The organism is Microbacterium sp. zg.Y909 (assembly GCF_024626565.1).
The window spans coordinates 73606-94427 of the sequence record NZ_JANJFJ010000002.1 but is presented as its reverse complement, the minus strand read 5'-3'; the positions used below and the strand labels follow the sequence as shown (position 1 = coordinate 94427).

The following is a 20822-nucleotide window of genomic DNA, read 5'->3' as shown; positions in this document are numbered from 1 at the left end:
CTCTCAGCGCCGATGGTACTGCAGGGGGGACCCTGTGGGAGAGTAGGACACCGCCGGACTTCTTCCGTGAGAAAGCCACCCAATGTTGGGTGGCTTTCTCTCGTTAACGCGACGCTTTTCCGTCGAGCCCGAGTACTCACTCGAGCACGCGAATACTCCCTCGGCGGCGCGCGATAGCGTGAAGTGGTGACTGAGCAGACCCTTGCAGACCGAATCCGCCACGCAGCGGACCCGGCGATGCCGCAGCATCCCGACGTGCCGACCTGGCGGATGGCCACCCGCGACGACATCGACGCGATCCACGGGATCGAGATCGCCGCCGGCCGTGTCGACCACCCGACGTGGACGGTGCCCCGTGACGAGATCGCCGACACCTTCGAGATGTCGCACATCGACCACAGCCGCGACACCGTCATCGGGTTCGCCGCGGACGGCGCCCCGGTGGCCTACGGCAGCGCGATCGTGCATCCGTCGCGCGAGGTCCGCGTGCAGGTGGACATCTCGGGCGCCGTGCATCCGGACTGGCGACGGCGGGGCATCGGCGCGCAGGTGGTGCAGTGGCAGTATGCGCAGGCGCTGCGCCGGCTCGTCGAGTCGGGATCGACTCTCCCCGGCACCGTGCGCGCCTACGCGGAGGGCAGCAACGACGACGCTGCGAAGCTGCTCGAGCGCCACGGGTTGCAGGTGCAGCGCTGGTTCACGACCATGGAGCGCGACCTCTCCCAGCCCGTTCCGGCGCTTGAGGTCCCCGAGGGCATCGTCCTCGTGCCCTACAGCTCCGAGCGCGCTCTGCAGGCCCTGGAGGCCCGCAACGATGCCTTCCGCGACCACTGGGGGAGCCTCCCCAGCACGACCGAGACCTGGCAGAAGTTCGTGGGCGGCCCACTGCTGCGTCCCGACCTGTCGACACTGGCGCTTGACGGCGGCCGCATCGTGGCGTTCTGTCTCGGCTCGGTCAACGAAGAGGACTGGGCGGCTCTGGGCGCCTCGCACGTGTACATCGACCTCATCGGCGTCGTGCGCTCGCACCGCGGGCGCGGGCTGGCTCCGCTCGTCATCGCCCAATCGCTGCGGACGGCGGCCGCAGCCGGCCTCGAGAAGGCCGTGCTCGATGTCGACACCGAGAGCCCGACCGGCGCTCACTCGCTCTACGAGCGCCTCGGATTCGTGGCGACCGAACGCGAGCGCGTGCTCGTGCGCGAGTTCTGAGGTCGGATGCCGGGGCGTCGCCGCCGCGCCGGCAGCGCCCCGTCCGCGACGTCCCGCAACACCCCCGCGGATATCGACGGCCCGACCCCAGGACGCGCAGGGGTGTCGCGTCCTAGGCTGGCCGCAGGCGCACCGATCCGATGGAGGATGACATGAGCGAAACGATCGTGGTGGGCGTGACGGGTGCCCCCGCGGCCCGCAGGGCCGTCGACTGGGCCGTGGACCGCGCAGCACATCACCGCAACCACCGCGTCGAGCTGGTGAGCGTCGTGGGCGGCGCCATCGGCACCGTCGGTGAAGGCGCCGTGATGGACGTGGTGCTCGACGCGACCAACCGCATGCTCCAAGACGAGGCCGAGAGGGTATCCGGCTCGGGTGTGCCGGTGACGACGAGGGTGGATGCCGGCAATCCCGTCACCACGCTCGCGCAGGCATCCGAGAACGCGGAGCTGCTGGTGATCGGAAGTGACTACCGCGGACCGGATTCCGGCCCCGCGCGCGGAGCGCATGGCATCCGCATCGTGGCGGCATCCCACTGCCCGGTCGTCGTCGTGCCCGACATCGAGATCCACGACCGCCGCGGTGTGGTGGTCGGCGTCGATGGCTCGCCGGTGTCGGAAGGGGCGATCACCTTCGCCGCGGCCGAAGCCGACCGGCTGGGCGAGCCGCTCACCGCCGTCTGCGTCTGGACGCCCGTGGTCACTCCGCGCACCGCCCCCATGGTCTACCCCGACCTGTACCTCGCGAACATGCAGCGCGCCGCCGAAGAGCGCCTGGCGCTCTCGCTCGCGGGGCTGCGGTCGCAGTACCCCGACCTGGTGATCGAAGAGAAGGCCGTGCAGGGATTCCCCTCGGAGGTCATCAACGAACTGGCCGCCACCGCCAAGCTCGCGGTGATCGGCACGCATGGCCGCAACGCTCTCGCGCGGTTCCTGCTCGGGTCGGTCAGCCACGAGGTGCTGCAGCGCCTCGCGACCGTCACCGTCGTCACCCGCTGACCGGGGAGAGCGGGGAGGGCTGAGTAGGCTGTCGTGGTGCGCATTCGCCTCGACATCGCCTACGACGGCACGCATTTTCGCGGGTGGGCCCGGCAGCCGCAGCTGCGCACCGTGCAGGGGACGATCGAAGACGCCATCGCGCGCATCCTGGGGGGTGAGCCCCGGCTCGTCGTGGCCGGACGCACGGATGCCGGTGTGCACGCGACCGGTCAGGTCGCGCATCTCGACCTGACCGAGGCGCAGGCCGCCCGCCTGCAGGCCCGTCGCGGGCGCGGCGACGGCGCAGAGGCCGGCGCCGACGAGGCCGCACGGATCGCGGCCCTCGCCGGCCGCATCGCGGGGGTGCTGGGCCAGTATCCCGACGTGGCGGTACGCCGCACGAGCATCGCCCCGGACGGTTTCGACGCCCGGTTCTCGGCGACGAGCCGTCGCTACGAGTACCGCATCGCCGACACGGTCACCGGGTACGACCCGCTCGAGCGGCATCGCACGACGACGGTGCGCACGAGCCTCGACGTGGCTGCGATGGATGCCGCTGCCCGCTCGCTCGTGGGCCTTCACGACTTCGCGGCGTACTGCAAGCCCCGCGACGAGGCGACGACGATCCGCACGCTGCTGGAGTTCGAGTGGCACCGCGACGCGGCCGGCGTGCTCATCGCCCATGTGAAGGCCGACGCGTTCTGCCACAGCATGGTGCGCGCTCTCGTCGGGGCGTGCGTGGCGGTGGGCGAGGGGCGACTGAGCCCTGCCGACGTCGTCGAGCTGCGCGACGAGGGCGTGCGCACCAGCGAGTTCAAGGTGCTCGCCGCGCGCGGGCTCACGCTCACCGAGGTGGGCTATCCGGCCGACGATCTGCTGGCCGCACGCGCCGCGCAGACCCGCAACCGCCGCGACGCCGAGTAGCAGCGGCATACGCGTGCGCCGGAATACCTCCCAGCCGACGCACGCGCAACCGTCACCGGGCGGCCAGCCGGCGGGCCTACGCTGGAATCACCATGAGAGTGATCTCGTACAACCTGCGTAAACATCGTGCCGCCGGCGAGCTGACGGATCTGGTCGAACGCCACAGTGCCAATGTGCTCTGCCTGCAAGAGGCGGTGACCGCCGAGTTGCCCCCGCAGATCGGCGGCTTGAAGCTGGCAGGCTCCACGCACCGCAACCGGCTGGGCCTGGCGGTGTACTACCGCGACAACACCTTCCGCGCCCTCGAGGCGCGGTCGATGTCGCTGAAGAAGTCGCTGCACGATCGCGTGCTCAAGCCCGCAGAGGAGCGCATGCTGGGTGTGCGCCTGCGCGACATCGACAACAACCGCGAGTTCATCGTCGCGTCGTTCCACGCAGCGCCGCTGACGGCGCTGAACTCGCTGCGACGCCATCAGATCAAGGCGGCGCTGACCGAGCTGGCGAGCCTCGGCGAATCGCTGCCGACCCTCATGGTCGGCGACTACAACTACCCCGTGTTCAAAGAGAACCTGGGCCAGCGGGTGCGCGAGGCGGGCTACGAGCTGACGCTCAGCGACGTGCGCACGTACACGCGGTACAAGTTCTTCCGCGGCCACTACGACTTCGCCACGTCGGTCGGCTTCGACATCGAGCGCGTCACGACCCTGCCACAGGGGCGCAGCGACCACCTGCCGATCCTCGTGACGGCCACTCCGTCAGCGGTCATGCGCGCCAGCGAGGGCGCTGCCTGAGCGCCGACGCCGCTGTCGTGCTGGGTGTTGACGTGCGCGGCGTGGCGCCCCCCGACGCCACGCTCGCGCACGTGGATGCCGCAGCCGGCCGGATCCCCACTTTCGCGGCCGGCTGACAGCATTCCCCCTGTGGGACGATCCCCACGTCGCCACTCCGCCATTGAACCTGCCGAGGACGGAGGCTTGAGCGTCTTGCGCCAAAGTTGCGCTAGAACTGCGGCATCTTCGCCTTACCTCAACATGGCATCCTGTCCTTCGGTCGCCAGGCGCGGCGCGTCGCGCGAAATACAGCGGGCCTGGGTGCCCGGCCGGAGCGAGCGGCGGTTTGCGGCCCGGTCCACAGGGCAGAGCATTGAGCTGAGCTTGAGGTGTCGACCGGCTTTCGAGCGGCCCCGCGGGGTGTCCCGAGGCCGGTGACGCCTGCCGATCGACGCCCGACGGCGGACGGGAGGTCGCCCCCGGGGCGCTTAGACTGTGCCGGGGTCCGATGTGGACCGCGCGAGAAGGAGATCGGCATGACGCGAGCCCGTGTGCGCAAGGCGACGGCGGGCGTCGCAGCAATCGTGGCGGTGGCGGTGCTGACCGCGTGCGGTCCGGCCCCGTGGAGCGCCGAGTCCGCGGCCGAGGCCCAGCCCCACGATCTCGCGACGGCCACCGTGGCCCCGCCCGTGCCGAACGATCTGTCCAGCGGCAGCACGCAGCGCGAGCTGCAGGCCGGCGCGGTGGCGGCCACCGTCGACTACTGGTCGGATCTGTCGATGGACCGCTGGACGGCGGGTGCCGTCAAGCCGGTCAGCATATCGATGGTCACCTCCGTCACGCCCGCCGACGGGCAGAAGGTCTATCTTCAGCGCGCGTCGATGCTCGCGATTCCGGCGAACGCCACCGAGACGTTCGACGCCCTGCCGGCGCAGATCGATGCCGCCACCGTGAGCCCCGGATACCTCGTGCTCACCCCGTACAGCTACTCCCAGACCTTCAACGTCGCGGCCGTGCCGGCCGAGGCGACGTTCGTGACGCTGCAGTTCACCTTCGACTATCTGGTGCAGACGACGCCGACGTCGGCGGAGTATGCCAAGCAGACGGCGACCGATGTGCTGACCGTCGCGATCGCGGCAGCGCCCGACGCCGACTGACGTCGGCGGGATCGCTCCCACAAGAACGCCTCAAGATACGGACGAGGATTCGTCATCGGGCGGTTCCGGGCACTCGCCCGACCCTAGACTTCAGGCGCCGCCACACCCCGCGAACCCGAATTCGCACCCCCCCGGGGCGGCTTTCGCTGTGCGCCCGACGCACCCCGTTCAGAACGGTCTCGTATGGCTTCCCCCCGCTCATCCCGTCCTGCCCGCCTCCTCACCGGAGCTGCGCTGCTGCTTGCCGCAACGCTGCCCCTGGCCGGATGCTCCTCGTTGTTCGACGCTTTCAACGGCGCCCAGGCCGGCACTGTCGAGAGCGTTCCCCAGGCGCCCGTGCCGTCGGCCGCTGCCGAGGCGGAATTCGACTCGCAGTTCACCTACGACGGCTCGGTCTCCCTGACCTCCGAGGTCGCCGACGGCCTCGAGGTGCGCCTCGACGTCTGGGCGGCGGACCCCAAGCGCACGCGCGAGTGGATGCCGATGGGCGAGAAGACCTTCGGCTTCGCAGTGAACGTCTACGACCACCGGGTGGACGACAAGGCCGTCCTCACCCAGAAGCGCCGGGTGTACATCTCGCAGGTCGCGATCACGTCGCAGACCGCGCAGAGCGGCGGCCAGGTGTCGACGCCCTTCCAGTTCGCCGCCGACCCCCGCACCCTTGTGCCGACCGACACGCTGCGCTCCGACCGCGGGCTGCTGCTGAACAGCTTCCAGGGCGGGCTGCACGTGCCCGAGACGACTATCCACCAGCTGCCGCCGGACACCTTCGGGGTGACTCTGCAGTTTCAGCTGTCGATCTGGGTCGAGGGCGCGGCGAACGACGACGCGTCCTTCGCGCAGCAGACGGTGTACCACCAGCTGCCCATCGCGATCTTCCCGCAGGCCGAGACGGGCACCGGCACGGGGACCGGCACCGGCGCTCCGACCGAAGGACCCACGTCGTGACCATGGCGCACAACGGTCAGCACCTGCCGGCATCCCAGGAGCTCGAACCCGACCTGCCCGGATTCGCCGACGATTTCTCCGCGGTGCTCGAGCACACGACGGGGCATCGATCCACGATCGGCTGCGTCATTCCCGCGTACAACGAGGAGGAGTCGATCGGAGCCGTGCTGCAGTCGCTGCTCGAGCAGACACGGGTGCCGGATGTCATCCACGTGGTGGTCAACAACACCACGGATGCCACGGTCAAGATCGCCTCGGAGTTCGCCGGCCCGCACGAGATCACGACCGACCTGGGCGAGCAGTTCACCGAGGTGTTCGTGCACGACATCGGCAAGAACCCCGACAAGAAGGTCGGTGCGCTCAACTACGGCTACGCGCTCGTGGAGGGGTACGACTATCTGCTGGGGGTCGACGGTGACACCATGGCCGACTCGCGCGCGGTCGAGTACCTCGAGACCGAGGCGGTGTCGGACTCGCGCATCGGCGGCATCTCCGCGATCTACTCGATCGACGACCGGCCGCTCAAAGGCCTCGTGGCGAAGTTCCTCATCGCCGGTCAGCGCACCCAGTTCGCTGCGTTCAACCTGCAGAACCTGCTGCGCGGGCGCAACATGGCGGTGCTCGGCGGACAGTTCTCGATCTTCTCCACGACCGCACTGCGGCAGGTGATGTCGGCGAACCACCAGTCCAGTCCGTGGGTGAAGGACAGTGAGGTCGAGGACTCGCTGCTGTCGCTGCAGATCAAGAGCGCCGGCTACCTCACCAAGATCAGCCCCTACGCCCGCGCCGACGTCGGCGGCATGACCACCCTGCGCGGCTACGACGCCCAGCAGGTGAAGTGGACGTACGGGTCGATCGAGCTCATGTGGCCCGGACAGCGCGGTGACACCAAGGGGCAGCCTTTCCATCCGAACCTGCGGCTGCGCTGGTGGGAGAACCTCGGCATGCTGACGAACCTGTTCGTGCGCGTGGCGTTTCTCACCCTGCTGGCCGGCTCGCTGTCGATCGGCGCGTTCGTGTTCTCGCCGGTGTGGCTGATCCCGCCGGTGATCGCGGTGCTGCTGAACCTGCGCATCGCGTACACGATGAAGAACCGCAACGGCCGCGACATCGCGTTTGCCGGGCTGATGTTTCCGGCGGAGATCTTCATGTGGATCCGCATCAGTCACTTCCTGCGATCGTGGACGCGGTTCCTGTCGCGCAAGAAGGTCGACAACTGGGCCATGCAGGCGCGGGCTGAGCGCGGTGGCGGTTCGGCGCACTGGATGCCACTGGTGCTGCTCATCGCGGTGATCGTCGCCATGAGCGTGATCTGGTCGATGCTGGGCCCGGTGGTCCAGTCGACGATCCTGTGGGTCGGCTGGCCGGTGGTCGGGGTCGTGACGGTGCTGCAGACCCTCGGGATGGTGTTCAAGCTGCTGCGTCGCCACCAGGGCTACAAGGTCTGACCAGCGCGGGCTTGGGCGCGGGTCCGAGCCGGGACCGGCCGGGCGCTCAGGCCATCAGCTCCGAGGTCATCCGGTAGCCGACGCCGCGGACCGTCTCGATGTAGCGCGGGTTCGCGGGGTTGTCGCCGAGCTTGCGGCGCAGGTTCGTCATGTGGGCCTCGATGGCGCGCTTGTCGGCCTCGCCGACGAAGTAGCTCGTAACGTACGTCTCACCGCGCAGCACGAGGGTGAGGTCGGCCTTGCTGCGGACGCGACGCTTGGACTCCATCAGGGTCGAGAGCAGGTCGAACTCCGTGCGGGTGAGTTCCAGCTGCGCGCCGGCCGCCACCGCGATGCGGGTCGAGGGGTCGAGCTCGAGGTCCCGGTGCACCAGCGTTCCCGGACCCACCGGTCCGGGCCCCTGCATGCGGGCCAGGGCGTCGCCGGGCTGCGGCCCCGCCGAAGCCGTCACCACGACCGGGCGGGCATCCCCGGCTGAGGCTGCGGCTCCGGCAGCGGCCCGCTCCTCCCGGTGCGGGAATGCCGCAGGGTACGGCGACGCCGCAGGCGCGACCGGGCGTCCGGCTGTCGACGGCGCAGCGGCACCCGCGCGTGCAGACGGAACCGGGTGCGCGGCGTACTCGACCAGCGTCTCCGCCGGCGCGGGCCGCGTCACCGGGATCGTCGAGGTCGCGGGCCGGGCGCCGGGGAACGTGGGCCCCACTTGATCCTGGCGACGGGCGACGGGAGCGTTGCCGCCGATACGCGGTCGGCGCAGCAGCGCCTCGATGCGGGCGCGCAGCTCGCGCGGGCGGAACGGCTTGTTGACGTACTCGTCGGCGCCCGAGCCGAAGCCGAGCACGACGTCGGCCTCTTCTTCAAGCCCGGTGAGCATGATGATGTAGGTGTCGCTCTGAGCGCGGATGCGGCGGGCGGCCTCGAAGCCGTCGATGCCGGGCATGGTCACGTCGAGCGTGGTGATGAGGGGCTGATACGACAGCACCGCCCGCACCCCGTCGATACCGTTGCCCACGGAGACCGTGGAGAACCCCATGGCCTCGAGGACTTCGACGAGAAGGTGCCGGATGTCCGGATCGTCCTCGACGATCACCGCCGTCTTCTCGGGCGCTGTCAGATCACTCATGTGGAAAAACCTCAGGGGGACGGGTGTGGTGCTCATGCTACACACGCCACAACCCCCACCCGTATTCCTTGTACCGTACGTCCTCTCAGCGCGCATTCCGGGTGAGTTCCACTGCGGCATCCGCCCACCACGTTCCGGCAGCAGGGCCACCGTGGCAGGTGCCGTCACTCTCGCCCGGGGGCTTGATCCACAGATTGGTGTCGACGACGTCATCGCCGAACGTGCCGCCCGGTTCGCCGATCAGTCGGCCGGGAGCGTTGCACCAGTCGCCGTTCGTGCCGGCGCCGCTGCGCGAGGTGTCGATCACGGCGTGGCCTCCGCCGAGCGCCGCGGCGAGGGCGTGGGCGTACTCGAACTCCGCGGCGGCGGTGTTGTAGTTCGACACGTTCGTGGCGAAGCCGCGCACCCGGTCGAGCAGCCCGGTGCGGGCGATGATGTCGGCCATGACCGACGGGGAGTGCCAGTCCGCGTGTCCGGCATCGAGGTAGATCCACGTGTTGTCGCCGTGCAGGCGCTCCACCGCGCCGGTGAGCTGCCGCGTGCGCTCGTCGAGGTTGCCGCACTCGGGCGCGAGGGCCAGGCTGTCGGGCTCCAGCAGCACGATGCGCTGCAGGTCGCGTGCGTTGGCGAGCGCCTCGCCGATCTCGCCGGTCCATGTGGCGTAATCGGCCTCGTCGAGCCCGCCGGCCGAGAAGCCGTCGCAGTCCCGACCGGGCAGGCCGTACACGACGACCGCCAGGGACGCCTTCTGCTCCCTGGCCTGGGCGGCAAGGTGCGCGATGCGACCCCAGACCTCCCCGATCGGATCCCGCTCCGGGGTGAGCCAGTACGCGGTGGGCTGCGCGGCGAGGTAGGCGGCAGCCGCCCGCTCGGCGTCGGTGCCGGAGCGAGCGGCGGCGGCCTGCGCCGCGGCGGAGTCGGATGCCACGACCAGCGTCGTGCCGACAGCGGGCGGCTGGGCGCCCCACGCCTGCACCGCACGGGTGACGAGCAGCCCCACCGTGGCGAGCACGCCGAGCACGACCACGACTCCGAGGGCGACGACGGTGATCACGAGCCCGCGCGGCAGCGGGCGGCGGCGCCCCGCGCGCGGGCGGTTCGGGCGGGGCCCGAGGATCCGCCGGGACATCACCCGCGCGACGGCGGCGCGGCCGACACGCGCTCCCAGCGGTCGCCGCCGCTGCGCTGCGCCTCCGCGCCCGCCAGACGCGCCGCCGCCAGCAGGTCGTCGAGGTCATACCCGACGACGTCGACGCCGGCCCAGCCGATGGTCGCCGACACCCGCACCGCGATCGGGTGCGTCGGGTCCGGGGTGGCGACGCGGTCGAGCAGCCGCGCCAGCAGCCCACGCACCGCTCCCTCGGGGCGGGGGAGCAGAACCGTCATGTGCGTGTCATCGTGGCTCACGATATCGGCGTCGGCGGGAAGCACCGAACGCACATCCCGCGCGAACCGGTCCGCGACCCTCGCGAAGTCGGTGGCGCTGAAGGCCTCGCGCAGGTCGACCGGGTCGTCGAGGCGGATGTCCAGCAGGCACCACCACTTGTCGCCGAGCGCCTCGGCGCGGCGCAGCCGGTCTTCGGCGACCGCGCGGAAGGGAGACGGCGCCATCTTCGTGCGCAGGATCGGTGCACCGTCGCGGGTCAGCAGCAGCACCGTGATGAGCGCCGCGCCCCCGTACACGATCGACGCCATCGAGTTGAGGTTGCGCATGAGGTCGAGCCCGTCGGAGCCGGCAGCGGGCGCGCCCTGCACGAACGCATCGACGGTGCTCAGCACGCCGAACAGGATGAAACCACTGGATGCCAGAGCGAGCGGCATGATCTCGTGGCGCATGCGCGCGCCCATCTTCACCAGCTCGGCAAGGGTGAGAGCGGCGAACGCAGCCCCGACGACGAAGGCGAGCCGGAACGCGAGGCCGAAGGCGTCGCTCTCGGCGGCTAGGGGCAGGGCGATGCACAGCACGACGGTGACACCGGCGGCGATCTCGACGAAGGGGCGCTTGCCCCGCCAGGCGCGGACGCCCGCCCACACGAAGATCGTCGCCCCCAGCAGGGCCCCGGCGCAGCCGGCGCGCAGCGCCGCCGAGCCGGTGACGTCGGAGGCGATCCACCCGTAGGAGGTGACCATCGCGAGGGTGAAGGCGAAGCTCCAGATCGCGCTGGCTCGGCTGGGGTGGCGGAAGAACCCGAGACCGATCATGACGGCTGTGTTCACCGTCGACAGGGCCACGAGCACCACGCCGATCGTCGGGTCGATCACGGGGCGGTCCTTTCCTCGTCGTGGGCTGCGAGGTGCAGCACGACGGTCGTTCCGCGCCCGAGGGCGCTGGTGAGTTCGAGCCGACCGCCGTGCTGCTGCACGATGTCGCGCGCGATGACCATGCCGAGACCCGTGCCGGGCACGCCGCTGTCGCGGGCGCTCTGAGCGCGGAAGTACGGCTCGTAGATGCGATCGACGTCGGCGGCTGTCATGCCGATGCCGGAGTCCGAGATGGCGAGGCGCACCTCATCCTGCACGCGCTGTCCTTCGACGCGGATGTGTCCGCCGCGGGGTGTGTACTTCACGGCGTTGCCGATGAGGTTGTCCAGCACCTGGCGCAGCCGGAAGGCGTCGCCGTTGACGAAGAGATCCGGGTCGAGCGCGGCGTCGACCGTGAGCTGGGCATTCCGCGCAGCGGGGCGGAAGGCGTCGACGGATGCCGCGGCGACGCGCTGCAGGTCGACCGTCTCGGCGGCCGGGGCGGTCGGCTTGTGCTTCTCGAGCACCGAGGCGATCAGCCGCTCCATCCGCTGACCGGCGTTCTCGACCACGGTGAGCTTCGCCAAGACGTCCGGCGGCAGTCCGTCGTGGTCGAGAAGCAGGTCGACGTGGCCGATGATGGCGGTGAGCGGGTTGCGCAGCTCGTGGGAGACGATGCTGGTCATCGTCCTCTTCTCCTCTTCGGCGGTGACGGCGGCCGTCACATCGCGGACGGACAGCAGTGTCGTCTCGCGTTCGTCGGCGGTCGACACGACGGCGCTCGTCGAGACATCGAGGGCATGCCATCGACCCTCGGCGTCGAACAGCCAGATGCGCCGGTCGTCGATCAGCTCGCCGCGCGCGGCGCGCGAGACCATCGTGTCGTGCGGGGGCAGGGGACTGCCCCGGTAGCCGTCGTACTCCACAGCGGTCGTGGGGTGCGGGTGCGAGCCGTCGTTCACCGAGTACAGGCGCTGGTAGGCGTGGTTGGAGCTGCGGATGACCCCGCGGCGGTCGACATGGGCGAGCGCCGTGTCGACCGAGTTGAACAGGGCCAGCGCGCGCTTCTCCTGTGCCTCGACGCGGCGCAGGGTGCGCTCGAGCTGGGTGAACTGGCGCGAGAGCAGTCGGCTGAACGCGCGGGTGCGGCGGGAGCCGGTGGTGATGGTGATGGCGATGAAGACGAGGGACAGCAGCACGACGGTCACCTGCAGCGTGTGCGCGGGCGTCAACTCCGTGGTCAACGTGTCGATGGTGAGGATGGCGGCGACGGCCGCCAGTGCGGACACGAGCCACGGGAGGGTGTAGTACGTGGCGAACCAGGCGATGGGGAAGACCCAGAGGATGGCCAGCATCATCCCGTCAGTGCCTGCGGCCATGAGTCCGATCGCGACGATGTCGAGGCCGGGCACCAGGGCGACGGCGGCGCGCCCGACCCGATGCCACGGGATGGCGAGCGTCGCAGCGCTCACGAGAATGAGCAGCACCACGCCGATGTCGAAGAAGATGAACGTGAACGTGGTCGGTGTCAGCAGCGCGACCATGACGGCGATCGCCGCGACGGCGACGGCGAGCACCAGTTGCCACTGCCAGATGGAGCGCGTTCGGGTGTCGCTGCGTCTGCCGGGTGCGCTGTCGTAGCGCGGCGGCGTCTGGGGTGGGGGAACGGCCGCCATCTGGTCAGTGTATCGACGCCGTGCGGCCTACTCGTCGCCGTCCTCGCCCGCGTCGCCGGCGATCGCGCGGTAGCCCGCACCACGCACCGTTTCGATGAAGCGGGGCTGATGCACGCTGTCTCCGAGCTTGCGGCGCAGGTTGGTCATGTGCGCTTCGATGGCGCGCACATCCGCGTCGCTGACGCGCGCGGGATCGAGGTACGTCTCGTCGTGCAGGGTGAGCACCAGGTCCGCCTTGCTGCGCACCCGTCGCCCCGATTCGAGGATCGTCGCCAGCAGGTCGAACTCGGTGCGGGTCAGCGGCACGTCGACGTCGTCGACGCTGACTGTGCGGGTGTCGCGCTCGAGGACGAGCCCGTCGAGACGCACGATGTCGGTCGGCGTGAAGCCCCCCGGCGTGGGGCGCTCGCCGCCGTTCGATGACGCCGACACCGTCTCGGCGGTGCGGGGGCGCCGCAGCATCGCCAGCAGTCGCGCACGCAATTCACGGGCCCGAAACGGCTTGACGACCACGTCATCGGCCCCGACGCCGAAACCGAGCACGATGTCGGCCTCATCGGTGAGGCCGGTGATGAGCACGATGTACGTGTCGTTGCCGTTGGCACGGATGCGTCGCGTGGCCTCGAAGCCGTCGATGCCGGGCATGTCCACATCGACGGTCGTGATCACCGGATCGTGCGCGAGGACGGCGGCCACTCCGTCGGCACCGTTCTCTGCAGCGGTGACGGCGAAGCCCGCACTGGTCAGAATCTCGACAAGCAGATGCCGGACATCGGCGTCGTCGTCGATGACGACCGCCCTCGGCGAAGCGGTGTGCGCCATGTGTCCCCCTCACTGGCGGAACGGACCCCACAGCATCCGTTCAGTGTTCGTCCGATTGTGTCAGATACGGCGGACACTACTCCTCTCCGGGCCCGGTATTCGCCAGAACCGGCCCGCTCGACTCATCGACGGTTGCACGTCCCTGCTCGGGGCGCAGGCCCGGGGATGGCCGCAGCCACGGGAAGGATGAGAACGATCTCATGGCGGTCCGGGGTTCGTGGCGGCGTGTCAGTATAGGGCTTCTGGGGGAGGCTCGTGCCTCCTATGGATGCGCGGGATCACCATGTCAACCGAACAAGGAAAACATGTATCCAGCCGTCTCGTCCGCTCGTCAACTCCCATCGGGCTCTGAAAGAAGCCCTGTTCGTCTCGCTCTGGCGGCTGCTGTCGCCGCGCTGCTGATGGCCTCGGCGGTTGCCGCGCCGACCGCTGCTGCGCGCGCAGCTTCGGATCCACCGGAGCCCGCCGTGAGTGTCACCCTCGAGCCCGTCGATACGGCGACGGTGTCTTTGCGCGCGCCCGATACGGTGGCGACCGGGCCGCTCAGCGCCACCGCGCGCCAGGACCGCGCATACCTGCGCTTCGAGCTGCCCGACGACTATGACCCCACTGTTCCCGCGTCCGCTCAGCTCGAGTTGACCGTGCAGTACTCGACGGCGACAGAAGAGGGCGTGGCGGTCTTCCCGGAGACGAACGAGTGGGACGCCTCATCGCTCACCTACGAGAACCGTCCCCTGGAGGACGGGCTGCGCATGAACCAGACGGCTCCGATCGCCGTCAGCGGAACGCGCCTGACGATCGACCTCCCCGACGTCGCCCCCGCTGTCGTCGGCGACTCGCTCTCCCTCCGCATGGAGTACCTGGAGAGTTTCATCTCCTCGACCTACGTGCGTGAGGGGGACGGTGCCCCGTCGCTGACGATGACGTACACCCCTGCGGACACAGTGCGTGCAGAGCCGGGCGACGCGGCGGTCGCGGGTGCTCCGGATCAGTCGGCATCCGCGGTACGCGCCGCTCCCTCTGAGCGGAAGGTATTCGCACACTATTTCCCTCCCTATCCGGTCTCTATCGACAACAAGCCCGCGGCGTCGGATTACTACACGCGCAACTACCTCGCCGTCGGCGGAGAGAACGGCAAGCACGCGGCGTACGGTGGGTTGCTGCGCGATCGCCCCGTAGCCGTCACTCCGTCGACGTCGTCGGGTTGGAAGGTGGAGAACCTCCAGAGGGAGGTCCGACAGGCCAAAGCGGCAGGCATCGACGGTTTCACCGTGAACATCATGAGCCTGAGCGGAAGCAACTGGGACGCGACGGTCAATCTGATGACCGCTGCTCAGCGCGAGGGTGGGTTCTCGATCGTGCCCATGATCGATGTGAAGGCTTCCGCAGGAAGATCCGCGGCTGCGGCGGTCGCCGACAAGCTGGCCACGCTGTACAAATCGCCGAGCGCATTCCGCGTCGGCAACGACTACCTGCTGTCATCCTTCGCGGCAGAGTCGCAGAGCGTCAGTTGGTGGCGGGCGATCATCGATCGGCTCGAGAAGACGCACGGCGTTCCGATCACGTTCCAGGCGGTGTTCCTCTCCGCCAGCGACGCGAACATGAAGGCGTTTGCTCCGATTGCAGACGGTTTCGGCAACTGGGGCGTTCGGACGCAGTGGCACACGGCCAATGGTCCCGATTACGCCGCCAGAGCTGCCGCATTGGGCAAGACCTGGATGGCGCCGGTGTCGGTGCAGGATTATCGGCCGCGGGCGGGCGTCTATGCGGAGTCGAGCAACACGGCGAACCTCCGGGCTTCGTGGGAGAGCGCGATCTCCAAGAACGCGGTGTACGTCCAGCTCGTCACCTGGAACGACTACAGCGAGAACACGCATTTCGCCCCGTCCGTCGACCACGGCGACACCTTCCTCGACATCAGCCGCTATTACGCTGATTGGTTCCACACCCGCGCCAGACCCGCCGTCACGGCGGACGAGGCGTTCCTCACGCACCGCACGCAGTTCGTCGGCGCCAAGCCGACGATTCTGCACAAGCTGGCACTGCCGACGCTCGGCGGAACGTCGTCGGTCAAACCCACCGACAACGTCGAGGCGCTGGTGTTCCTCAAGACGCCGGCCACCGTGACGATCACAGTCGGGGGCGTGGCGCGCTCCTTCTCGGCGCCCGCAGGTGTGTCGGCGTTCACCGTGCCGCTGAAGGTCGGCTCCGCCTCAGTGAAGATCACACGCGGAACGACCACGGTGCTGCAGCTGACGTCACCTCACGCGATCGTGAGTTCGCCGAAGGTGCAGGACCTCGGCTATCACGGGGCGACGAGCGTGAAGTAGTCGGCGAGTGTCACCGACGTGAGGCTGTGGCCTCCTCTGCCGGCGGGCGCCGTGACGCCCTCGACTCCCGCGGCGTGGGCGTCGACGTTGCCTCGAGGTCGATGTCGACGTCATCGATGGCGGCGGCGCTCGTGGATCCCCGGCTCGGCGCCCGTTCACCATGGACGGGTGCCGGGCCGCCGGTGGTGTAGGCGCTGTAGCCGCGGCGGTCGGCGTGCGAGGCCGTCGTCATGTTGAGCACCACGCCGTCGACGTCTGCGCCGACCGCGTGGAGCCGGCTCACGGCGCGGCGCACCTCCCGCGCGCGCACACGGCGTGCCCCGACGACGAACACGACCCCACCGCACAGTCGGGCAAGCACGGCGGCGTCGGCCACCGCGTTCAGGGGCGGGGAGTCGATGATGATCACGTCATGCGCGGCGCGCAGACGCTCCAGGATCTCGACCGCAGCCGCGGACTCCAGCAGCTCGGCCGGATTGGGAGGCACGTCGCCGGCCAGCAAGACGTGCACCCCGTCCGGGCCATAGCTCTGCAGTGCGTCGTCGAGGTCCACCTCGCCGGTGATGACATCCGTGAAGCCGACGTCGGGAGGAAGGTCGAGCACCCGCCCCAACGACGGACGGCGGAGGTCCCCTTCGACCAGACACACGGAGAGCTTCGCCGCACCGAGTGCGACGGCGACATTCGCGGCGGTCGAGCTCTTCCCTTCACCCGGCTGCGAGGAGGTGAACACGAACGCGCGGTGCGGCTCGGCCGCCTGCAGAAACCGCAGGTTCGCCCGCAGTCGGCGATAGTCCTCCGCGCGCAGGGACTGGGGGTCGTTCAGGATGGCCAGGGGCCGACGCGCAGCAGCTCGGTCGTAAACGATGGAGCCGATGACTTCGGCTCCGACGGCCTCGCGAGCCTGCTCAGCCGTACGCACGCGCGTCCCGACGAGCACGCGCAGGGTGATCACCAGCGCGGCCAGCACGACACCGGCCAGCGCGCCCATGATCACCAGCATCGCGGTGTTGGGTGCGGAGGGCGTCGACGGCGGGGTCGCGGTTTCGATCACGCGCAGGCGAACCGGCGAAGCACCGTCGACCTGTGGCGACAACGTCGGTACAACGCTCGCCAGGTTCTGTGCGACAAGGTTGGCCACCCGCGCGGCCTGCCGCGGAGCCGGGTCGGTGACCTGGATGGAGATCATCGACGTGTTCAACGCGACGGACGTGGATACCTGGGAGCGCAGCTCGGCGGTCGTCATGTCCAGTCCGAGCTGTTCGATCACCGGCGCGAGCACGACTTCGCGCGTGGCGACAGCGCTGAAGTTCCGGGCTTGCTGCTGGGAGAAGTTGCTCCCTTGCGCGAGGTCACCCGTGGTCGAGCTGCCCGTGACGGCTACGAAGACATCAGCGCGAGCGGTGTATTCGGGCGGAGTCGCCCAAGCAACCGCGGCACCGCCCGCGGCCCCCAGCATGATGCACAGGATGATGTTCATCCAGTTGAAGCGGATGATCCGCAGAATACGACTCGACTCCATGCGCGCGTCCTTTCGCAGCCCGATCGAGATCGAGCTGTCCCCCCCAGTCGCGCAGAGTCCTTCACGCGAGCCCCGTCTGTCATGATAGGCGAAGGGGGCGGGTGCGTGGGGATGAATCTGAACGGCGGTGGGCCGTCGTATGCGCGGTTCGGCGTTCGCGCCGACAAGGGTGAATCCGCGGACCTGCGCCGCAGCGTCAGGCTGACGCTCACCGCCGCGTCGATCGCTGTGCTGTCGGTCGGGGTGCCCGCGTACCTGCTGACGGAGATCCCCGATCAGGGGCGCAGCGACGCCTGGATCATCACGCTGCTGGTGATGGTGTGGGGCGGCATCCGGCTCTCATTCACCTGGGTCTCGGGGCGACCGCAGCTGTTCGACTTCTTCTTCTGGATCTTCACGTACATCTTCATGGGCCTGGCGCCGACGGCGCAGATCCGCGCCGACGCGGTGTCGACCACGACACCGGGGATCGACTCGGCCTTCGACGTGCCCACCGCGGGCATCGTCGCGCTCGGCGTCGGATGCTACGAGCTGGCCCGCCTGGGTGCCGTCGCGTGGCAGCAGCACGAGCGTCCTCGCGCGACCGTGGCCGTTGCGCCGCGCGGGGTGGACCCGGTTCGCACCGCCGTGCTCGCGGTGGTGGGGCTGGCCGTCAGCGCGTACTTCGTCAGCCGGATAGGGACGGCGGCGGCGCTGGGGAGCCGCGAAGCCGCGTTCGCGGCGCGCAACGCGCAGTGGCCGGATCCGGCCATCCGCGCGGTCATGTATGCGGCATCCATCTACCCGCTGCTCATTGCCACCGGCGCGTTGGCGCAGCTGCGACGCACGGCAGTGTGGCCCACGGTGCGTCGGGTGTCCGGGCTCGCGGCGCTGACCGCAGCGGTCGTCCTGCTCCTGATCGTCAACCCCATCGCGAGCGCGCGCTACACCTTCGGCACGGTCGCGTTCGCGCTCGTGGTGTTCGCCGGCGCGATGGCGACCCGGCTGCGTGCTCGCCTGACCATGCTCGTGGCGATCGTCGGGTTCCTGTTCCTGTTCCCCATCGCCGACGCCTTCCGTTCCGATGAGGTGCGGGTGAACCGCACGAGCTTCTTCGGCGAGTACCTTGCGAACCCCGACTACGACGCGTTCTGGCAGATAGCCAACGCACTGTCGTACTGGATCGACGGGTTGGTCGAGCCGGGCAGGCAGCTGCTGGGCAACCTGCTGTTCTGGGTGCCGCGCGCGATCTGGCCGGACAAACCCACCGACTCGGGAATCGTTCTGGCGGAGTACCGCGGCTACAGCTTCGACAACCTCTCCGCGCCGATGTGGGCCGAGGCGCTGGTCAACGGAGGTGTGGCTGCGGTGGTCGTGGTGTTCCTGGCCCTCGGCTTCGCGCTGCGGGTCATGGACGTGCGTATCGTCGCGGCCTTCGCCTCCGGCGGAGTGTGGGCGATCGTGGGTGCGGTCTTCCCGGTGTTCATGACGATCCTCATGCGCGGATCGCTGTTGCAGGCTACGGGCGCGACCGTGGTCATGATCGCGTGCCTGCTATTCGTGGCCGGCGGGCGGGAAGGCCCGCCGGCCACGAAGCCGTCGGCTCAGGCGACCCGGAGCACGTCCGGGCTGGCACGGTACCAGTCCACGGTGCGACGCAGTCCTTCGGCCAGGTCGACCGACGGCGACCATCCTGTGGAACGCAGCAGCCCCACGTCCAGCAGCTTCTGAGGCGTGCCGTCAGGCTTGGAGTCATCCCACCGGGTCGTGCCCTCGAACCCGACGACCTCGGCGATCTGCTGCGCGACCTCCGCGATCGTCGCGTCGACTCCGGTGCCGACGTTCACATGGGAGTCGCCGTCGTAGCTCTCCATCAAGTGCAGAACGGCGTCGGCGAGGTCGTCGGAGTGCATGAACTCCCGTCGCGGCGTTCCGGTACCCCAGTTCGTGACAGCGGGCGCGCCCTGCCGGACGGCTTCGTCGTATCGGCGGATCAGAGCGGGCAGTACATGGGAGCCGAGCGGCGAGAAGTTATCGTTCGGGCCGTAGAGGTTCGTCGGCATCGCCGAAATCCACGGCAGCCCGTACTGACGCCGCACCGCCTGGACATGCAGGATGCCGGCGATCTTCGCGATCGCGTACGCGTCGTTCGTCGGCTCCAGATGCCCGGTGAGAAGGGCGTCCTCACGTATCGGCTGGGCTGCGAACTTCGGGTAGATGCACGAGGAGCCGAGAAAGACCAGCCGCTCCACCCCGGAGTCCGCCGCGGCATCCATCACGTTGGTCTGGATGCGGATGTTCTCGCTGAGGAAGTCCACCGGGTAGGTGCTGTTGGCGAGGATTCCACCGACCTTCGCGGCCGCCAGAACCACGTAGCGTGGCCGCGTCTCGCGGAAGAACGCGAACACGGGCTCCCGCTCGCGCAGGTCCAGCTGAGCCGACGTGCGCGTGACGATGCGGGTGAAACCCTCCTGCTGCAGCCTCCGCGTGACGGCGCTGCCGGCCAGCCCGCGATGTCCGGCGACGTAGAACGACCCGTCGCGGTCCAGCCCTCCGGTCGCGGGACCCGTCATGCCGCCCACCCGCTGAGTGACACCGCGTCGATCCACGGCGTGCCGGCGTGTTCCAGAGCGCGGATGTCGGCGTCGACCATGATGCGGGCCAGCTCCAGCGGGCCCACCGTAGCTCGCCATCCCAGCTGCTCCTCAGCCTTGGAGGCGTCGCCGATGAGCGCGTCGACCTCGGTGGGGCGCAGGTAGCGCTCGTCGAAGCGCACATGGCGCTGCCACTCCAAGCCCGCGTGCTCGAACGCAGCCTGCAGGAAGTCGCGGACCGTGATGCCGATGCCGGTGGCCAGCACGTAGTCGTCGGGCTCATCGACCTGCAGCATCCGCCACATGCCTTCGACGTACTCCGCGGCGTAGCCCCAGTCACGCACCGAATCGATGTTGCCCAGGTAAAGGTGCTCCTGTGTGCCCATCTTGATCGCAGCCACGGCCCGTGTGATCTTGCGCGTGACGAAGGTCTCACCGCGCCGGGGTGATTCGTGGTTGAAGAGGATGCCGTTGACGGCGAACATGTCGTACGCCTCGCGGTAGTTCTTCGTGATCCAGTAGCTGTAGAGCTTCGCGGCGGCGTAGGGCGAGCGCGGGTAGAACGGTGTTGTCTCGCTCTGCGGCGGCGGCGTCGCCCCGTACAGTTCAGACGACGACGCCTGGTAGAACCGCGTCTGGATGCCGGTCATGCGCACCGCTTCGAGCAGGCGAACCGACCCGCTGCCCGTGGTGTCGGCGGTGTGCTCGGGCTCGTCGAATGACACACGGACGTGTGATTGTGCCGCCAGGTTGTAGACCTCGTCCGGCTGGATGGTCGCCAGCAGAGTCGTCAGCCGGGCGCCGTCGCTGAGATCGCCGTAGTGCAGGAACAGCTGGGCGCCCGGCTGGTGCGGATCGACGTAAAGGTGGTCGATCCGCGATGTGTTGAAGGTCGAGGCGCGACGGATGAGACCGTGCACCTCATACCCCTTGGCCAGCAGCAACTCGGCCAGATAAGAGCCGTCCTGCCCCGTGATACCCGTAATGAATGCGCGCTTCATGAGCGTCTTCCCCCAAGTGCATGGCGCTGCCGCACCGCCGCGCGATGTCGAGATGAGTCCCCCTGAGCCATCTCACGCGTGCCGTCCCCAGTCGGCGGTGG

16 protein-coding genes are annotated in these 20822 nt (G+C 69.2%); 8 read left to right on the top strand and 8 right to left on the bottom strand.

What is annotated here, in order from left to right:
• The first annotated feature begins 186 nt into the window (after positions 1-186).
• From NQ160_RS00405 to NQ160_RS00375, 7 genes are all read left to right on the top strand, one after another.
• Positions 187-1209: a GNAT family N-acetyltransferase gene (locus tag NQ160_RS00405; protein ID WP_257513245.1), complete on the top strand. Its 1023-nt coding sequence runs from the start codon at positions 187-189 to the stop codon at positions 1207-1209.
• Positions 1210-1361: 152 nt separating this feature from the next.
• Complete coding sequence (locus NQ160_RS00400; RefSeq protein WP_257513244.1) at positions 1362-2207, top strand: universal stress protein; 846 nt, start codon at positions 1362-1364, stop codon at positions 2205-2207.
• Positions 2208-2243: 36 nt separating this feature from the next.
• On the top strand, positions 2244-3110 hold the full coding sequence (gene truA, locus NQ160_RS00395) for a tRNA pseudouridine(38-40) synthase TruA (protein ID WP_257513243.1): 867 nt from the start codon (positions 2244-2246) through the stop codon (positions 3108-3110).
• A gap of 92 nt (positions 3111-3202) precedes the next feature.
• On the top strand, positions 3203-3901 hold the full coding sequence (locus tag NQ160_RS00390; protein ID WP_257513242.1) for an endonuclease/exonuclease/phosphatase family protein: 699 nt from the start codon (positions 3203-3205) through the stop codon (positions 3899-3901).
• 515 nt (positions 3902-4416) lie between these two features.
• Positions 4417-5037 (top strand): hypothetical protein, encoded by a 621-nt coding sequence (locus NQ160_RS00385; protein ID WP_257513241.1) that lies wholly within the window; start codon positions 4417-4419, stop codon positions 5035-5037.
• Between the two features lie 183 nt (positions 5038-5220).
• Positions 5221-5985 carry a fructose 1,6-bisphosphatase gene (locus NQ160_RS00380; protein ID WP_257513240.1) on the top strand — a complete coding sequence of 255 codons (765 nt, stop codon included), beginning with the start codon at positions 5221-5223 and terminating at the stop codon, positions 5983-5985.
• A 2-nt stretch (positions 5986-5987) separates the two neighbouring features.
• Positions 5988-7433, top strand: a complete 1446-nt coding sequence (locus NQ160_RS00375) for a glycosyltransferase family 2 protein (RefSeq protein WP_257513247.1) — start codon at positions 5988-5990, stop codon at positions 7431-7433.
• A 46-nt stretch (positions 7434-7479) separates the two neighbouring features.
• Here NQ160_RS00375 and NQ160_RS00370 read toward each other — a convergent pair whose 3' ends face one another.
• The 5 genes from NQ160_RS00370 to NQ160_RS00350 all read right to left on the bottom strand — a co-directional run bounded on the left by NQ160_RS00370 (position 7480) and on the right by NQ160_RS00350 (position 13295).
• The gene (locus NQ160_RS00370) at positions 7480-8556 is read right to left on the bottom strand and encodes a response regulator transcription factor (protein ID WP_257513239.1); all 1077 of its coding nucleotides are present in this window, start codon (positions 8554-8556) and stop codon (positions 7480-7482) included.
• Positions 8557-8641: 85 nt separating this feature from the next.
• Positions 8642-9610, bottom strand: a complete 969-nt coding sequence (locus NQ160_RS00365) for a glycoside hydrolase family 6 protein (protein WP_257513238.1) — start codon at positions 9608-9610, stop codon at positions 8642-8644.
• A gap of 74 nt (positions 9611-9684) precedes the next feature.
• Positions 9685-10818 (bottom strand): hypothetical protein, encoded by a 1134-nt coding sequence (locus tag NQ160_RS00360; protein WP_257513237.1) that lies wholly within the window; start codon positions 10816-10818, stop codon positions 9685-9687.
• Positions 10815-12473, bottom strand: a complete 1659-nt coding sequence (locus NQ160_RS00355; protein WP_257513236.1) for a sensor histidine kinase — start codon at positions 12471-12473, stop codon at positions 10815-10817. Before NQ160_RS00355 ends, NQ160_RS00360 begins: the two co-directional genes overlap by 4 nt.
• Before the next feature lie 27 nt (positions 12474-12500).
• Entirely contained in the window at positions 12501-13295 is a 795-nt protein-coding gene (locus NQ160_RS00350; protein WP_257513235.1) for a response regulator transcription factor, read from the bottom strand.
• A 467-nt stretch (positions 13296-13762) separates the two neighbouring features.
• On the opposite strand from NQ160_RS00350, the gene NQ160_RS00345 reads away from it, so the two are divergent.
• Entirely contained in the window at positions 13763-15625 is a 1863-nt protein-coding gene (locus tag NQ160_RS00345) for a glycoside hydrolase family 71 protein (protein WP_257513234.1), read from the top strand.
• 10 nt (positions 15626-15635) lie between these two features.
• Here the strand turns inward: NQ160_RS00345 and NQ160_RS00340 are convergent, their stop codons facing one another.
• From NQ160_RS00340 to gmd, 3 genes are all read right to left on the bottom strand, one after another.
• The gene (locus NQ160_RS00340) at positions 15636-17147 is read right to left on the bottom strand and encodes a polysaccharide biosynthesis tyrosine autokinase (protein ID WP_257513233.1); all 1512 of its coding nucleotides are present in this window, start codon (positions 17145-17147) and stop codon (positions 15636-15638) included.
• 1583 nt (positions 17148-18730) lie between these two features.
• Positions 18731-19699, bottom strand: coding sequence for a GDP-L-fucose synthase family protein (locus NQ160_RS00335; RefSeq protein WP_257513232.1), 969 nt, complete (start codon positions 19697-19699; stop codon positions 18731-18733).
• Complete coding sequence (gene gmd / locus NQ160_RS00330; RefSeq protein WP_257513231.1) at positions 19696-20721, bottom strand: GDP-mannose 4,6-dehydratase; 1026 nt, start codon at positions 20719-20721, stop codon at positions 19696-19698. The genes NQ160_RS00335 and gmd overlap by 4 nt, the downstream gene beginning before the upstream one ends.
• Positions 20722-20822 lie beyond the last annotated feature (101 nt).

What these genes read in the sequence shown, in the direction of transcription:
- NQ160_RS00400 (WP_257513244.1), top strand. Translation starts at nt 1,362, where the DNA reads ATGAGCGAAACGATCGTGGTGGGCGTGACGGGTGCCCCCGCGGCCCGC.
- NQ160_RS00390 (WP_257513242.1), top strand. Translation starts at nt 3,203, where the DNA reads ATGAGAGTGATCTCGTACAACCTGCGTAAACATCGTGCCGCCGGCGAG.
- NQ160_RS00385 (WP_257513241.1), top strand. Translation starts at nt 4,417, where the DNA reads ATGACGCGAGCCCGTGTGCGCAAGGCGACGGCGGGCGTCGCAGCAATC.
- NQ160_RS00380 (WP_257513240.1), top strand. Translation starts at nt 5,221, where the DNA reads ATGGCTTCCCCCCGCTCATCCCGTCCTGCCCGCCTCCTCACCGGAGCT.
- NQ160_RS00375 (WP_257513247.1), top strand. Translation starts at nt 5,988, where the DNA reads ATGGCGCACAACGGTCAGCACCTGCCGGCATCCCAGGAGCTCGAACCC.
- NQ160_RS00370 (WP_257513239.1), bottom strand. Translation starts at nt 8,556, where the DNA reads ATGAGTGATCTGACAGCGCCCGAGAAGACGGCGGTGATCGTCGAGGAC.
- NQ160_RS00355 (WP_257513236.1), bottom strand. Translation starts at nt 12,473, where the DNA reads ATGGCGGCCGTTCCCCCACCCCAGACGCCGCCGCGCTACGACAGCGCA.
- NQ160_RS00350 (WP_257513235.1), bottom strand. Translation starts at nt 13,295, where the DNA reads ATGGCGCACACCGCTTCGCCGAGGGCGGTCGTCATCGACGACGACGCC.
- NQ160_RS00340 (WP_257513233.1), bottom strand. Translation starts at nt 17,147, where the DNA reads ATGGAGTCGAGTCGTATTCTGCGGATCATCCGCTTCAACTGGATGAAC.
- NQ160_RS00335 (WP_257513232.1), bottom strand. Translation starts at nt 19,699, where the DNA reads ATGACGGGTCCCGCGACCGGAGGGCTGGACCGCGACGGGTCGTTCTAC.
- gmd (WP_257513231.1), bottom strand. Translation starts at nt 20,721, where the DNA reads ATGAAGCGCGCATTCATTACGGGTATCACGGGGCAGGACGGCTCTTAT.